14 protein-coding genes are annotated in these 15,845 nt (G+C 34.4%); 3 read left to right on the top strand and 11 right to left on the bottom strand.

The genetic code is table 11. The annotated features are described in order from the left end of the window. Window positions 1-83: 83 nt before the first annotated feature. From dltD to AC4BB7_RS04650, 7 genes are all read right to left on the bottom strand, one after another. Window positions 84-1,352 carry a D-alanyl-lipoteichoic acid biosynthesis protein DltD gene (dltD, locus tag AC4BB7_RS04680; RefSeq protein WP_490484574.1) on the bottom strand — a complete coding sequence of 423 codons (1,269 nt, stop codon included), beginning with the start codon at window positions 1,350-1,352 and terminating at the stop codon, window positions 84-86. Then, a complete protein-coding gene (gene dltC / locus AC4BB7_RS04675) occupies window positions 1,352-1,588 on the bottom strand; it encodes a D-alanine--poly(phosphoribitol) ligase subunit DltC (RefSeq protein WP_010760538.1) in 237 nt (78 codons plus the stop codon). Before dltC ends, dltD begins: the two co-directional genes overlap by 1 nt. A gap of 46 nt (window positions 1,589-1,634) precedes the next feature. Continuing rightward, the gene (gene dltB / locus AC4BB7_RS04670; protein ID WP_283936092.1) at window positions 1,635-2,840 is read right to left on the bottom strand and encodes a D-alanyl-lipoteichoic acid biosynthesis protein DltB; all 1,206 of its coding nucleotides are present in this window, start codon (window positions 2,838-2,840) and stop codon (window positions 1,635-1,637) included. Further along, window positions 2,837-4,354, bottom strand: coding sequence for a D-alanine--poly(phosphoribitol) ligase subunit DltA (gene dltA / locus AC4BB7_RS04665; protein WP_490484573.1), 1,518 nt, complete (start codon window positions 4,352-4,354; stop codon window positions 2,837-2,839). The genes dltB and dltA overlap by 4 nt, the downstream gene beginning before the upstream one ends. Before the next feature lie 14 nt (window positions 4,355-4,368). Then, complete coding sequence (locus AC4BB7_RS04660; protein WP_086312046.1) at window positions 4,369-4,518, bottom strand: teichoic acid D-Ala incorporation-associated protein DltX; 150 nt, start codon at window positions 4,516-4,518, stop codon at window positions 4,369-4,371. A gap of 265 nt (window positions 4,519-4,783) precedes the next feature. Continuing rightward, window positions 4,784-6,868 (bottom strand): ABC transporter permease, encoded by a 2,085-nt coding sequence (locus AC4BB7_RS04655; RefSeq protein ID WP_490484572.1) that lies wholly within the window; start codon window positions 6,866-6,868, stop codon window positions 4,784-4,786. Then, on the bottom strand, window positions 6,858-7,625 hold the full coding sequence (locus AC4BB7_RS04650; protein ID WP_490484571.1) for an ABC transporter ATP-binding protein: 768 nt from the start codon (window positions 7,623-7,625) through the stop codon (window positions 6,858-6,860). Before AC4BB7_RS04650 ends, AC4BB7_RS04655 begins: the two co-directional genes overlap by 11 nt. Window positions 7,626-7,934: 309 nt before the next feature. Between AC4BB7_RS04650 and nrdD the strand changes: the two genes are divergently transcribed. Together nrdD and nrdG are read left to right on the top strand one after the other, a co-directional pair. Further along, window positions 7,935-10,127, top strand: a complete 2,193-nt coding sequence (gene nrdD, locus AC4BB7_RS04645; RefSeq protein WP_490484570.1) for an anaerobic ribonucleoside-triphosphate reductase — start codon at window positions 7,935-7,937, stop codon at window positions 10,125-10,127. An 85-nt stretch (window positions 10,128-10,212) separates the two neighbouring features. After that, window positions 10,213-10,815: an anaerobic ribonucleoside-triphosphate reductase activating protein gene (nrdG, locus tag AC4BB7_RS04640; protein ID WP_490484569.1), complete on the top strand. Its 603-nt coding sequence runs from the start codon at window positions 10,213-10,215 to the stop codon at window positions 10,813-10,815. Between the two features lie 175 nt (window positions 10,816-10,990). Here nrdG and AC4BB7_RS04635 read toward each other — a convergent pair whose 3' ends face one another. The 3 genes from AC4BB7_RS04635 to AC4BB7_RS04625 form a co-directional block, all read right to left on the bottom strand. Next, window positions 10,991-12,409, bottom strand: coding sequence for a cryptochrome/photolyase family protein (locus tag AC4BB7_RS04635; RefSeq protein WP_490484568.1), 1,419 nt, complete (start codon window positions 12,407-12,409; stop codon window positions 10,991-10,993). 105 nt (window positions 12,410-12,514) lie between these two features. Continuing rightward, complete coding sequence (gene dinB, locus AC4BB7_RS04630) at window positions 12,515-13,663, bottom strand: DNA polymerase IV (protein WP_086312040.1); 1,149 nt, start codon at window positions 13,661-13,663, stop codon at window positions 12,515-12,517. A gap of 45 nt (window positions 13,664-13,708) precedes the next feature. Further along, the gene (locus AC4BB7_RS04625) at window positions 13,709-14,686 is read right to left on the bottom strand and encodes an HD domain-containing protein (RefSeq protein ID WP_490484567.1); all 978 of its coding nucleotides are present in this window, start codon (window positions 14,684-14,686) and stop codon (window positions 13,709-13,711) included. Window positions 14,687-14,853: 167 nt separating this feature from the next. Here AC4BB7_RS04625 and AC4BB7_RS04620 point away from each other — a divergent pair, with 167 nt between their 5' ends. After that, window positions 14,854-15,432, top strand: a complete 579-nt coding sequence (locus tag AC4BB7_RS04620) for a hypothetical protein (RefSeq protein WP_490484566.1) — start codon at window positions 14,854-14,856, stop codon at window positions 15,430-15,432. Between the two features lie 69 nt (window positions 15,433-15,501). Here the strand turns inward: AC4BB7_RS04620 and AC4BB7_RS04615 are convergent, their stop codons facing one another. Then, window positions 15,502-15,843 carry a P-II family nitrogen regulator gene (locus AC4BB7_RS04615; protein WP_086312037.1) on the bottom strand — a complete coding sequence of 114 codons (342 nt, stop codon included), beginning with the start codon at window positions 15,841-15,843 and terminating at the stop codon, window positions 15,502-15,504. Window positions 15,844-15,845: the final 2 nt, after the last annotated feature.

Genomic DNA, 15,845 nt, shown 5'->3' with positions numbered 1-15,845 from the left:
ATATTTATAGTTAAAATCACAAAATATTTTAATTTAAATAGAAATAAAAAAACATAACTGCTTAAAACAGTTATGTTTTTTTATTATTTTATATTAGTAGGTTCTTTCTGTTGCCACTCTTTTGAATAGAATGATGGATCGAGTTTATAAGTTATTTTTTTGGATGAACCTTTTTCAAGAAATGGCTTAATTCGTTGATCAGCAGCAAGCCAACCTCTCCAGCCTAAATGAATCGTATCAGCCATAAAATATTGAGTATCACAATCTTTAGTAAAATCTGCAATATTGGTAAATCCTTGACTGGTTAATTGATACTTGACCTTTTTGGCGAATTCTTGCAACATCTCTTGGGAAAGTCCTGTAAAATCTGACCAATGCTTATTCACTGGCGGAATAATAAACAATACTTCTGCATTGTCTTGTGCCAATTGACTTAGTACTAACTGTAAATCAGAAAATTCCGGTGAAAAACGATAATCCAATTGTTTTTGTGAGTTCTCTAAACGATTTAGTTTCTTTTTCAGGCGTTTTTCATAAAATTGATTAGAAATCTCAAATGAATTATTACTAGTCGCTTTCTGCCCTATTTCAGCTGCAAGTTGATCTAATTTATTCACATTATAAAGATTTGGTAAAGGTTTTTTTGCTTTTTCAATTGCTTTTTCTTTGCTTACCATCCCAATTTTACTAAATAGTTCATCTTCTCGAGAAAACATATTGATCATCAAATCAATGTACTGCTTATCTGATTCACTCGGTAATTGTCCGGAGATAATATCTTTTAAAGCATGGTCTAATCGCTTATCTTCTTTTACTTTTGGAAAGTCCATTAAACGTTTCGCTAGATAAACATCGTCTGCTGTTACCTGCTTTAAATCACTAACCCACTGATAAGTCTGCAACTCAGAATAGTAGGCATTGAAATAATCATTCGTTACGCCATCTTTCACAAACCACTGCGGTGAAATAATAAAGACCACCTTTTTATGAGAAAGATTTTCTCCCATAGATTGCATCATTAAAGCCTGTGTTAAGGACTGTGTACCCGGCGCTCCTAATAAGAAGGGACGATAGTTTCGATCGTATTTTTCTGCTAAAACCGAAGGATGAAACGGACTGATTCGACTCAGCTCAGAAGAACCAAAAAATGGAATGTATTCCTTAGAACCAATTGCTTTATTTTTAATGGCATTTCCTCTAAGCACATTAGTTGCCATAGAAGTGGACGCATCTGCTAAAACATTTTTGCTATCCATATCCATTTTAAAGGGTGCAAAGAAAAAAATGACTAGTAGAACCGCTGAAATCAAGATTGGTCCAAAAATCCCAAAGAGTTTTTTCTTCATGCTCATTATTGTAATGCTTTCACTTGTTCGATAACTTTATTTGGTGTGTTCCATAAATCGCGGTCAAATTCTGAAACTGGTACTTGTACACCTAATTGTCCATCGATTTCAACTAGTAGCTGAACAGTTGCTAGTGAATCCATCAAGCCTTCTTCAAATAAATCGACATCTCTATTTTCTTTCACTTCATCTGTCCCAGCAATTTCTTCTAAAATATCTAAAACTGTTTCTTCTATGTTCATGTGTAGTTCTCCTCTATTCGTACAGTTTTTCGCTGTATGTTATTTTTTATTTAAAGAATAATGTATCCAAAAATCCTGAAAAAATCAAGAAACTAAAGCAAACTGCATTAAAAGTTAAGAAAATCGCAAAAGCATGTGTGAATTTATTTGATGGGATTTGCTCTTTATGTTTTTTCTTGAAACGCAACCAAGCATCTGTCAAACAAATCAATGCTGCATGATAAAATCCGTAAGCTAGATAATACCATGTTAATCCATGCCAAACGCCCATCAATAAGAACAAGGCAAAATAGCCAACGTTTGAAGCTACGATTCTACTCTTAAATACTTTTTTCTTGATCAAAGTAAACATCAAACGCATATAAACATAATCCCGAAACCAAAACGATAGTGTCATATGCCAACGATTCCAGAACTCTTTGATATTCCAGCTCAAGAAAGGTTTATTAAAGTTGATCGGTGTATCATATCCCATTAAATAGCTAGTTCCTACTGCAAATAAACTATAACCAGCAAAATCAAAGAATAAATACATACTATAAATATACATATATGCAACTAATTCCCAAGAAAAACCACCTGTTTTAACAGCCATCTTAGCCACAACCGGCATCAACACTTGTCCAAAATAATACCCAATAATAAATTTATATAAGAATCCTAGGAAAAAATTATGAATTCCTTTTCCTAAAAAATCAACATATTTTTCAGGTGTGGGCGGATTTTCAACATCTTTTTCAAAACGGCGATAACGATCGATCGGTCCAGATGAAATCGTTGGAAAGAACAACAGAAATTCAATATAACGGAATATATTGTATTCTTTGATCGAACCATCACGCATTTCCATAATGATTTGTACAGATTTGAAAGTTAAATACGAGATTCCTAGAAATCCTAACAATGAGGCGTGTCCTGAAACAAATGGCACAACCTTGACTAAAACCAACGGTAAAATGGCCAAAAATACAGCTAAGTAAAAAATTATACTTGTATTTTTCTTTTGACGATAATGAAAATAGAACCAAACTAAAATCGTCTGCCAGATAACATAAACGATCAATGCTACACCTTGTTTCCAGTCTTCACCACCAAAACTCATATACAAGAATAAGACTGTAACTAAAACCTGATACCACGACCAACGCTTTCCTTTGATCAATAGTGTGAGGATCATTGGCGTAAGTGCAATTAGTAAATAAATAAAGTAAATTGGATTCGCATAAGGAATCATATGAGGAAAGTCGATCACGTTGCATTCACCTCATTCATCAACCCTTTACGGTCGATCTTTCCATTGGCTGTCAGGGGCAATTGATCCACATAAATGAATTTTTGAGGAATCATATAATCCATCACTGACGAGCTTAACTCTTCTTTGATTGCTTTTGTTAATTTAAATTCTTTTTCAAAATCATGAGGGTGCGCGACTACAAAAGCGACAAGTTGCTGAACCTTATGATTTTGGTATTTTGGAACAACGGCTGCCTGTTTTACATAAGAAACACTCGCTAAATGATGATCGATGTCTTCAAGCTCTATTCGGTAACCATGAAGTTTTATCTGAAAATCCATTCGTCCATCATAAATCAGCATACCATTTTTTAATTTTCCAGCATCACCTGTACGATAAGCAGGTTGTCCTTTATACTCAAAAAAGGCATCTGCTGTTTTTTCAGGATTGTGCAGGTATCCTTTAGAAACACTAGGACCTGCAATCACGATTTCACCAACTTCATCTTCTTGAAGTTCCAATTCTTCGTTCATGATATAAACATTGGTGTCCTCTTTAACATACCCAATTGGAACGCGGCTATATTCATCTAAAAGCTCTTGTGTGATTTCTACACCAGAAATAGCTACAGTCGCCTCTGTTGGTCCATAGGTATTAAAAATACGTGCTTTTGGGAATCTTTCCAATAATTTCTGCGCTGTAGCTTTAGGTAGCTCTTCTCCGCAAAATAGAAAAATCTTCAAACTATCAACATGTTCTCCATCAAATGTCGGTTCCATCAAACAAATATCCATAAATGATGGCGTTGAAACCCAAACTTCTATTTCTAGACTTGGCAGCACTGTAAATAATGTTTTAAAGTCATTGATTACATCCTTGCGCATTGGTGTTAAAGAACCACCAGAAGTCAAGGCCGGGTAAACATCCATAACTGATAAATCAAATGAGTATGGGGCTTGAGATAAAAAGCGCATGCCTTCTGTGATCCCAAAATCCGTCAATTCCCAATTAACAAAACTTAAAAGATTTGTATGACTTATTTGAACACCTTTAGGTACACCAGTAGTGCCTGAGGTAAAAATAATATAGTACGTTTCTGATTCAACAACTGGTTCAAAGGACAAGTCTGAACTCAAAGCCTTCGTACAAATATCCTGAATTTTTTCTAATGAAACTATTTCAGCATTTGTTTCAAGTCCATTCCATTCTTTAACAGAAAAAATCATTGCTGGATCCGCTACAGCTAAAATCATTTCAACTCTTTCTTTCGGAGTATGTGCTTCAATTGGTATATAAGCATGTCCAGCTTTTGAGGCACCTAAAAAACAAGCCAACATCTCAAACTCTAACTCTCCATAAACAACGATTGGTCGAGAGGGTTCTATGTTTTTCTGCAAATAAGCAGCAATTGCGTCAGAGTCTTTCTTCAACTCTCCATAAGTATATGTTCGATTGCTTTCAATATAAACGGGACGGTTTGGCTCCTTTATCCCCCAACGATCGATTGCTTCAATAATATTTAAAATCGTCATGAAATAGTTCCTCCCTAAAACTCATTATAAATAAATGAGCCGCCATCAATATTTTTATAATGATATAAATAAATCAACATTAACAGTATTCCAAAATAAAAAACTGTTTTTCCAATGATTTTCCCCCAATACTGTACATTAGGTTTGTCAAAAAATTGTTTCATTTTAATTTATGCCTCCAAAATTACAGTTATTCACATTTTCGTACTGCTATTGTAATCAAAAGCGCGTGGAAAAGAAACTTAATTCGTAAATAAAAAATTTTTTTCCACTAACAATTTTGTCACTTCTGCATAAAAAAAGGCGGGACAAAAAATGAAAAAGATTGTTCCACCCCTTTTATAGTAAAAAAATACAAGAAAAACTATTTTTTAAAATCATTTTTTTGATTGAAAGATGTATTCAATCACTTAACAAAAAATTAAGCAATTATTGATCTCTTCTGTGGATGATACGCGAATAAATCGCAGAAGTTAAGAAATAATAAGCAAGATAAACCAAAATCAACAGACCACAAGAAAGATAGGCCAACCAATAACCAGAACTTGATATATATTTACTAAACACATAAATTGCAAAAGAGGCATGTAAAACACCAATGATCATAGGCGGAAAAAAGATGATACTATTTTGCTGATAAACAAGTTTGGTGATTTCCTTCTTAGGAATACCAATCTTCTTTAATAAATCATAACTTTCTTTTTCTCGCTCAGCCTCTGAAAATTGTTGCAGCATCAAAATACTACCCGTGATAATCAATGCTAGGATGCCCAAAAACATGGCTACATAAATGAATAACCCCATAACTCTTCGCTGATATCTCAAATCCGAAAAACGACTAGTGTAGTTTAACTGCCAATATTCCTGTTCATCATCCTCAGAAAATTCATGGTCATTTTTTTTCTCAGGCTCCCGGCTAGTTTTGTCGGTATAACCCTTCAATTGATTGTTCCTCCACTGATACTTGTAATAAACAGGAGTCTCCCATTTAGGTTTTACGGTCTCAGATAACCTATTTGCAAGTACTTCTTCATCTTTTGCATTAATGTTAAAAGCCATTAGTTTATATGTTATCCCTGAATTTACTGCTTCAAACTGTTCGTCTGATACAACGACTGTTGTAAAACTATATCTCATTAATTCTTGACCTAAGTAATCCGGCCTTATCTCAGATACATGGAGTTTTATTCCATCAGGTAAATTGAAAGTAGAGCCATAACGAATAAATCCACTTAAAATATTTTGAATACTATCTAAAACAACGATATCTTGATCATTTTTCAATTCAATATCTTTTAAATAAGGGTTTATTCTTTGAAATTCCTGATAATTTGAAAGTGACAATAGGTTTATTGGACTTACTGTATTTTGATTTTCTTCCTGTCCAATTTTAAGATGAAATTGACTACCCGTCAACTTATAATTTAATGTGACTAGAGAATCGATTGTTGTATCCGGTTCCTTTTCGATTATTTGCGTGACTTTTTTTAAATCATTCTCAGCTACCATAAAATCGGTTGGTGTCGTTACATTTACTGAATTCATACCGATTGTATAGACAGAAGCTGCACCACCGATCATTCCTAAAGCAATCGCAATAAAAACTGTCACCGCAGATAATGTATTTCCACCTCTTTTTATATGAAGCTTTGTATTTCCCACTGCCAGCATATTTAAATTTCGATAATAATTGAATTTACTCTTACCAAATAAAAAGGCAATCAGATACATCGTGTATTTAAAAAATAAATATGTTCCTACGATACAAATAACCATAATTACCAGTGGCGCAATGAAAAAACCAGCAAAACCAAATCTCGTATGCATTAAAATAGTGCCGAAACGAATAACATTATACGATAAAAAGTACCCTGTGAAAATAAATAGAATGCCTAGAATACCTAAAAAAATCTTCAATATAGGTAGTTTCTTTGAATTCTCCATACTTTTCTCAATTGGCTTAAACAAATTTGTCACTTGATAGCGATATACTAACCAACTGCTTCGTAGTGAAACCATTAACAACATAAAAAGAAATGCTAGACTTGTTTGGATCATAGATGGAATCGAAACAAAAAACAGACTTTCTACTTGTAAAAACATTGCTTTTGCTAAAATCATAGAAAACAATTTAGAAAAAACAATGCCCAAAAGAATCCCCGTAACTAACGATAATGCCCCTAAGATCAGTGTTTCCACAAAAAACAAAAAAGATATCTGTCCTTTTCGCATACCAATTAAATGATACAGACCAATTTCTTTTCCCCTTTTTAATAAGAAGAAATGATTTGCTGCAAACATAAAACCTAAAATCATGATCACGACCAAAATGCCACCCAAATTCATCGCACCATTGATATGAACCTCTTGCCCAACTCTATTAGCTAATGTTCTGTTGTAGGTGATCGCACTAAAACAGTAGTAAACAACTACCGCAAAAGTCATACTGACAAAATAAACTAAGTAGTTGAGAAATTGACCTTTAAAATTTTTCCAAGACAAGTTAAAAATCATTGGCACGCCCACCTCCGCCAATCGTTGCCTGCATATCGATCACTCGGTTAAAGAATTCCTTTCTTGAGCCTTGACGAACGACTTCTGAAAAAATCACACCATCTTTGATAAATAAAATACGATTACAATAACTCGCAGTATAAGGATCATGGGTGACCATCATGATTGTTGCATCATCTTGTAAGTTCATATTGGTCATATATTGAAGCAACTCAGCCGCTGATTTTGAATCTAACGATCCAGTAGGTTCATCTGCAAAAATGATCTTAGGTTTGGTGATCAATGCTCGTGCTGCGGCTACACGTTGTTTTTGACCAACTGAAATCATATTTGGATAAGCGCTCAACAATTGATCGATTCCCAAAACGCTTGTAACATGGCTTAAACGCTGCTCCATCTCAACCAACGGTATCCGATCTACAGCTAAAGGCAGCAAGATATTATCTTTGACAGTCAGTGTATCCATTAAATTAAAGTTTTGAAAAATAAACCCTAATTTTTTTCGGCGAAAATCACTGATTTGATTATCTCGCATTTTCAAAATATCTTGACCATCGATTTGGACACTCCCAGTTGTTGGTAGTGCGATGGTTGATATTGTACTCAATAATGTTGACTTCCCCGCCCCACTTGGACCCATGATACCAACAAATTCGCCTTGTTCAACAGAAAAGGAAATATTATTTAAAACTTGTACTCGATTACTTCGGTAGCCATACAATTTACTTAAATGATTCACTTCTAAAATTTTTTTCATAGATTTCGCTCCAGTTTATTCATTGTCCTTATTCTACCAATATTTAGTGCAACTGAACATCGTTTCCTCTTACAATTAAGTAATAATAAAAATTTTTTTAGTAATAACTTATTTTTCTAAGTTAAATGTTGTGACAATTTCCACAAACCTTTTAGGGAGTTGTTTTCACTTTATTTTCATTTCTCATAAACACTATATGTAGTTACTACACAGGAATATAAATTAAATTTCACACTATATATAGTTGAAAGATTCAATGAATTGTTTTATGATAAGGAAGGAATAAATCTATGAGGAGATGGGTAGCAAATGATGGAGATAAAGCAAGCTAATAATGAAGTGAGTTCTACTAATTCCACCTTGAGCACGATGAAAATCGTCAAAAGAGATGGACGGTTGGTTGATTTTGATGATCAAAAAATTTATGATGCCTTGATCAAAGCTGAACAAAAAATCCGAGGTTCTTTGGATCCACTTGCTCATGAGCGCATCCAAGAAATCGTCGAACGAATTGATCAAGAAATTTCAGATCGCTTCTCAGATAATGTCAAAATTTATGAAATTCAAAATATCGTCGAACATATATTACTTACGAAAAATGAATATGAACTGGCAGAAGAATACATCAACTATCGCACACGTCGTGATTTTGAGCGTAGTAAAGCCACTGACATCAATTTCACAATTAGTAAATTGATCAACAAAGACCAGTCTGTGGTAAATGAGAATGCGAATAAAGATAGTGATGTTTTTAATACACAACGTGATTTGACTGCCGGCATTGTAGGTAAATCAATTGGTTTGAAAATGCTGCCTCCTCATGTTGCAAATGCACACCAAAAAGGCGACATCCATTATCATGATTTAGATTATCATCCATATACCCCAATGACAAACTGCTGTTTGATTGATTTTAAAGGGATGCTAAATAATGGATTCAAGATCGGCAATGCTGAAGTCGAATCACCTAAGTCGATTCAAACGGCTACAGCCCAAATTTCTCAAATCATAGCAAACGTAGCTTCTAGTCAATATGGTGGTTGTTCTGCTAACCGTGTGGATGAATTATTAGCTCCATTTGCTGAATTAAATTATCAAAAACATTTAGATGATGCCAGAGAATGGATCGATGGTTCTGCGCGCCAAGAAGAATATGCCAAAGCAAAAACACAAAAAGATATTTATGACGCTATGCAAAGCTTAGAATACGAAATCAATACATTGTTCACATCTAATGGACAAACACCATTCACTTCATTAGGTTTCGGATTAGGATTAAGCTGGTTTGAACGTGAGATTCAACGAGCGATTTTACAAATTAGAATCAATGGTTTAGGTAGTGAAAAAAGAACGGCGATTTTTCCTAAATTGATTTTTACTTTAAAACGCGGTGTAAACTTAAATGAAACTGATCCAAACTACGATGTAAAACAACTTGCATTGGAATGTGCGACAAAAAGAATGTATCCAGATATTTTAAATTATGATAAATTAGTTGATTTAACGGGAAGCTTTAAAGTACCAATGGGATGTCGTTCTTTCTTACAAGGATGGAAAGACGAACAAGGAGAAGAAATCAATGTTGGTCGTATGAACTTAGGCGTTGTTACTCTAAATCTCCCTAGAATTGCTATGGAAGCTCATGGTGATGTGGATAAGTTCTGGACACTTCTTGCTGAACGCTTAGAAATTATGAAAGATGCGTTAGTTTACCGAGTTGAACGCTGTAAAGAAGCAACACCTGCCAACGCACCGATTCTCTATATGTATGGAGCATTTGGTAAACGTTTAGCTAGAAAAGACTCTGTAAACGAATTATTTAAAAATAAACGTGCGACTATTTCGTTAGGATACATCGGCTTATATGAAGTCGCTTCTGCTTTTTATGGCGGCGAATGGGAGTCCGATCCAAAAGCCAAAGACTTTACGATCTCAATTTTGAAAGATTTAAAAGCACATGCAGATAAATGGGGCAATGATTACGGTTATCACTTTAGCGTTTATTCAACTCCAAGCGAAAGTTTAACGGATCGCTTCTGTCGCTTAGATACTGAAAAATTTGGTGTGATTGAAAATATCACAGATAAAGAATATTATACAAATAGTTTTCACTATGATGTACGTAAAAATCCAACACCGTTTGAAAAGCTAGATTTCGAAAAAGATTATCCACAATATTGCTCTGGTGGTTTCATCCATTACTGCGAATACCCAGTTTTACAACAAAACCCGAAAGCATTAGAATCCGTTTGGGATTATGCCTATGATCGGGTTGGTTATCTAGGAACCAATACACCAATCGATCATTGTTATGAATGTAACTTTGAAGGAGATTTCAATCCAACCGAACGCGGTTTTGAATGTCCACAATGCGGCAATCACGATCCTAAATCATGTGATGTTGTCAAACGTACCTGTGGCTATCTTGGCAATCCACAAGCAAGACCCATGGTTCATGGTCGACACAAAGAAATTTCGTCACGTGTAAAACATATGAAGTAACATGTAAACAGGAGACAGAATCGAGAAAACGATGCTCAATGCAGCACCTTGCAGGCATCGTTTTTAGTTGAAAGGATGACTAAAATTGAGAAATCCTAAACCACAAGAATGGTTAGCAGATGAGCTTAGTCAAAATTATATTGGTGATTATAAAGCCTTTAACTTTGTAGATGGTGAAGGCGTACGAAATAGCTTATACGTTAGTGGCTGTTTATTTGCTTGTGAAGGTTGCTTTAACCAAGCAGTTCAAAATTTCCGTTACGGTAAACCCTTTACCAAAGAATTAGAAGATAAAATCATCGAAGATCTATCTCATGATTATGTTCAGGGACTGACTTTATTAGGCGGAGAACCCTTTTTGAATACAGCCGTTTGTTTGACCGTTGTAGATCGAGTTCATAAGGAATTTGGCTCTAAAAAGGATATCTGGTCATGGTCTGGCTACACATTTGAAGAGTTATTATTAGAATCTAAAGACAAGCTGGAACTGCTAAATAAAATCGATATTCTCGTGGATGGACGATTTGAATTATCAAAAAGAAATTTAAATCTCCAATTCAGAGGTAGCAGTAATCAACGAATTCTTGATGTCAAAAAATCTCTAGCCTGTGGCAAAGCTGTGATTTGGGACAAATGCCACGATGCCGAACAAGCGTATGAACAAATAAAAAAAGGAACGTTGATTTAAAATCAATGTAATGCTGATTAAGAAATGATGCAAGAACCAGTGATCAAGTTTCTTAATCAGCTTTACTTTTTCTGGAATCAAGTTTTTATGTGAACGAAGCAGAATATCTACTTTATTATTAAAAAATAGAGCAAGACAACACTAAAAAACGAGTGTTGTCTTGCTCTATTCTTGTCTAAATGGAACTTTCTTTAAAAAAAGCAAGAATTTCTGAACGAATTTTACTATGATCGACAATAGGAGTCGGATAATCGTCACCTAGAGAAACCCCAGAAGATTTTTGAATGTCGACTGGCATCTTATTGGGTTCATGAATATATTTATTTGGTACATTTTTCAATTCCGGAATAAACTGACGAATAAAATCTCCATAAGGATCAAATTTTTCACCTTGTGTCGTAGGATTAAAAATTCTAAAATAAGGTACGGCGTCTGTTCCTGTAGATGCTGCCCATTGCCATCCGCCAATGTTACTTGCTGCATCATAATCAATCAATTTTTGCTGGAAATATTTCTCCCCCATCCGCCAATCGATCATTAAATCTTTTGTCAAAAAAGAAGCGACGATCATTCGCAAACGATTATGCATCCATCCCGTTTGATTAAGTTGTCTCATACCAGCATCAACAATTGGGTAACCAGTTTGTCCATTTTTCCATCTCTCAAAGAATGGTTGGTTATAACTCCATTGTAATTGTCGATACTGTTCTTTGATTTCTTGCGTTTTTTGTTTAGGATTTTCAAAATAAATCATATTATAAAAATCACGCCAGCAAAGTTCTGAAATAAATGTCTGCCGACCATCCGAATCAGGTTCAGCATTTAGCGCATACCATACTTTACGAATTGATAATTCACCCGTTCTCAAAAATCTTGATAATTTACTTGTTTGGTCTGAAAAAGGGTAATCTCGTCCTTTTTGATAATTATGTAGATGATGTTTTATGAATTCTGTTAAATACTCCTTAGCCACAGCCTCACCACATTTATAGTCAAAGGGTAAGTCTATTTTTTTAATGATTTGCTTAAACTGATTTTCTCCTTCACTAAATAATGGATGTGTAAGCTTTGCAAAAGATCTGTTAAGCTTTGTTGCTCTTTGATACGGTCGCTTAGGCATTGTCAACCACTTACGAAAATAGGGCGTAAATACTTTATAGTTTTCACCTGTCGGTTTTTTAATCTCCTCTACACCATGCAAATGGCTATCTTGATAAGAATAAACTTGAATCTGATGCTCTTCAAAAAAAACAGTCATTTCTTGATCTCGTTGTCTGCCAAAACCGCGTTCATCTTGATTAAAATATACTGTATTCCAATCTTGAAAGGTCTTTTTTAGGACTGTAAAATTTTCTTTTATATTTCCATATAAAAAATGAATCGCAATATTTTGTTTGTTAGCATGCTCATAAAAAGTAAATAAACTAGAGAAAAAAGCATCCTGATTGTAACTCTTTTCCAAAAATTGTAATGGATTTAATTGAAAAAGGCAGATGAGTTCATCCGTATCTTCACTATTTTCTATCATCTTATTAAAAGCGGTGTTGTCGTCTAAGCGAAGATCTTTACGAAACCACATAATTGTTTTGCTCATTGGCTTTTTTCCTTTCTTATTTATGAATAGATTATAGTGTGCGTACCAATTTATCCTTAAAATTTAAAGCTGTTTTTTTAGACCAACTAGTTTCAATTCTATCGTTTAATTCTTTAATGTTTCACCTTCTTCAGGCTTTTGTTTTTCCCACAAAGGTAAAACCATATTCTCATAAGCCATTGGATCAAGGTTCGTCAATGTAATCCCTAACAATCGAATCCCTTGTTCCAAACCAAGAATTTCTTCCCATATCAAATTTGCTTGATAATACAATTCCTCTTTTTTAGAAATATATTCTGGAAGTGTTTGACGTTTCGTTACAGTTGTATAATCTGCATATCGGACTTTTAAAACAACTGTTTTCCCGTGTTTTTGGACTCGTTCTAGTGATTCTTCTACGCGTTCAGCCAACTGGCGTAGCTGAGCAGTTACTTGTGCTTCTGTTGTCAGCGGCGTGCCATATGTATGTTCTTTTCCCACAGATTTACGATCTCTTGTTATATTTACAGGAGAATCATGGATTCCTCGTACTTTTCGATAAAGTGAATAGCCCATCTTACCAAAATTACGGATCAATTCCATCTCATCTTTACTATACAAGTCTTCACCAGTAAAAATGCCTAAATCATGCATTTTTGGTACAGTCTTTTTCCCTACTCCGTGAAATTTTTCGATAGGTAAAGCTTTCAAAAATGTTTCAGCTTCATCTGGCATCACAACAGTTAAGCCCTTAGGTTTTTGAAAATCAGAACCTAATTTTGCCAAAAATTTGTTATAACTAACACCTGCTGAACAAGTTAAGTGAAGTTCATTCCAGATGTCGTATTGTATCAATTTAGCGATCTTGATTGCTGATTTACTGTTTATTTTATTTGTCGTTACATCCAAATAAGCTTCATCTATGGAAACTGGTTCTATTATATCTGTATAACGATGGAAAATTTCCCTTATCTGATGAGAAATTTCGGAATATTTTTCGTAATTGCCTGGCTTAAAAATCGCATCGGGACATAATTCATAAGCTTTCTGGGCACTCATTGCAGAATGAATACCAAATTTACGCGCTTCATAATTTGCAGTAGTCACAACACCTTTACCACCTGTATCGCTAGGATGACGAGCAATCACTAAGGGATGTCCCACTAGTTCAGGATGATCACGCTCTTCTACAGAAGCAAAAAAAGCATCCATATCAATATGAATAATCTTACGTGATGTATCCTTCTTTAAGGGAAAGCGTAACTCACTGATCATAATTCCCCTCCTCCTTTCAACTATGTGCGGTGTGTCGTTTGAGACTTACTCAACTTTAAGAAAAATTCCCTTTTTGCTATCATCAAGCATTTTATTGATCTTTATTTTAGCAGTTTTCGAAACAGTTGATACTGAAACGATTTCATCGGACAATTTTACCAGGGGGTCGACAAATCTGATTTTCTTCTTTTGCTGGATATCATAATCTTCCTCGCTAGAACAGATACTGTATTTCGGCGGTCGATCCATCTTCATCAGTAATTGCCTAATTTCTGTCGAACCTGCTGATTTCAGTTTCTTAAGAAATGCTGAATCTGTCATCATCAAATCAGCCAGAGTAATGTCTTTACTTGCTAGACCAATTTGGATGGCTTTTGACATCCACTCATAGCTGCAAATATTTTGAGGATCATAAAAAAAATCGATTACTATTTTTCGATACTGTTCTATAAACCAATTGGCCTGATCAATCGACTCTAAAACAATTTGGTTCTCAATGATTTTGATTGATTTCAAAAAACACTGAATTTCTTGTAATGGAACTGAAAAATAACGATAAACTTCTCGCAATGTGTAATCAATCCGATCACAACATAGTAATGGCGCTTTTCGCTCTAATAATTCCCATTGTTCATCATCAAATAAAATCTGACGATAATCAAATCCATATTGTTTTAATAAACCTGGAATTGCTGATTCTTCAATCCATTGGGCTTTGATTTGCTCATGATAATCGTCTGATTTATTCAACAACGCCATATCGATCACATGTGAAAATGCAGTGTGGGATACATCATGTAGTAAGCCTGCGATCTGTTCTTCTACTGTTCCACCGAGCTTCCTGATTAACAACATAACACCGATAGAATGTTCGTACCGCGTTTCATTCCAAGTCGAATTTATCAAAAATGCTGGTCCTGCCATATGAACATCCTTTAAACGCTGCATCTCTTTTGATAAAATCAATGTCGCTAGAACTTCTTCAACTTCATATGAACCATATAAAACATCATGAACAATCATTTTTTCTCCTTCAACAATCAAGTATTTTATAAACATTATATACGAACGTTTGTTCATTTACAACTAAATTCATTCTATTGCAATTGCTATCTTTTTTGCATTGATCAACGATACTTAATGCGTTATCATAAGGGTTGGTTGAAAATTATTGTTAGGGGGAAATCAATATGAAAAAAATGGTATTCGTTACTTTGGGTTTAATTTGCTTCTTATCTTTGAGTGCTTGTTCAGATAAGAAAGATACGACAAAAGAAAGTACTAGCAATACAACTGTAGAGGAGAAAATAACAACAGATAACTGGCTTCTCGTCGGTAATTATCGTTCAGATGTTTTCACAGAAACAGATGCTATGAAAGATCTAGCTAGCTCCGCTAATTATACGGCGCCGCTAAAAGACTCTACTGAATTACTTTTAATGAATAGTGACAACACCTTCTCAATGTATGCTGTCAGCAATATTGAAAAAAAAGTTGAAGTGAATGGTCACTATATCGAAAAAAATGGTGTTTATAGTTTGACTTATGATACGTATAAATACATTTCTTCTTTTGATCCAGATACTATTGTTGATAAAAGTGATACTATGAAAAATAGTTTTAATTATTTTGTTGAACAAGATTATCTATATGCTTTTGGGTCTTCAAATGAACAACCAAGTTTTACTGTCATTCAAAAGTACACAAAAATATCTGAAGACAAAGCGTCTGACCGTATTAAAGAAATTGATGCTGCATCATTTGAGTAACTGTATTTATAAAAAATAAAGAAGTAACCTAGCTTTTAAAGTTTAGCTAGGTTACTTCTTTTCATCTCTTTAAATCGCATTTGCTCCTCTTTCACCGGTTCTGATTCGAATTGCTTCTTCAACATGATAAACAAATATTTTGCCGTCTCCTACTTCTCCAGTTTGGCAAATAGCTAAAATCAAAGAAATAATTTCTTCTACTTCTTCATCTAAAACAACAAAACTGACTTTTACTTTAGGCAACAATGTCGTGATGATTTCTTGACCACGTACATATTCTTTCAGACCTTTTTGATTCCCAAACCCTAAGACTTGGCTTACTGTCATACCTAGTGCTTCAAAACTGTGGTCCATTCTGACTTTTAATTCTTCTAATTTTTCCTGCTGAATGATTGCCTCTACTTTTTTCATCT

Source organism: Enterococcus sp. AAFC-DPL-5182 (assembly GCF_058216605.1).
The sequence above is the reverse complement of the archived record's forward strand: the minus strand, read 5'-3'. Positions and strand labels throughout refer to the sequence as shown.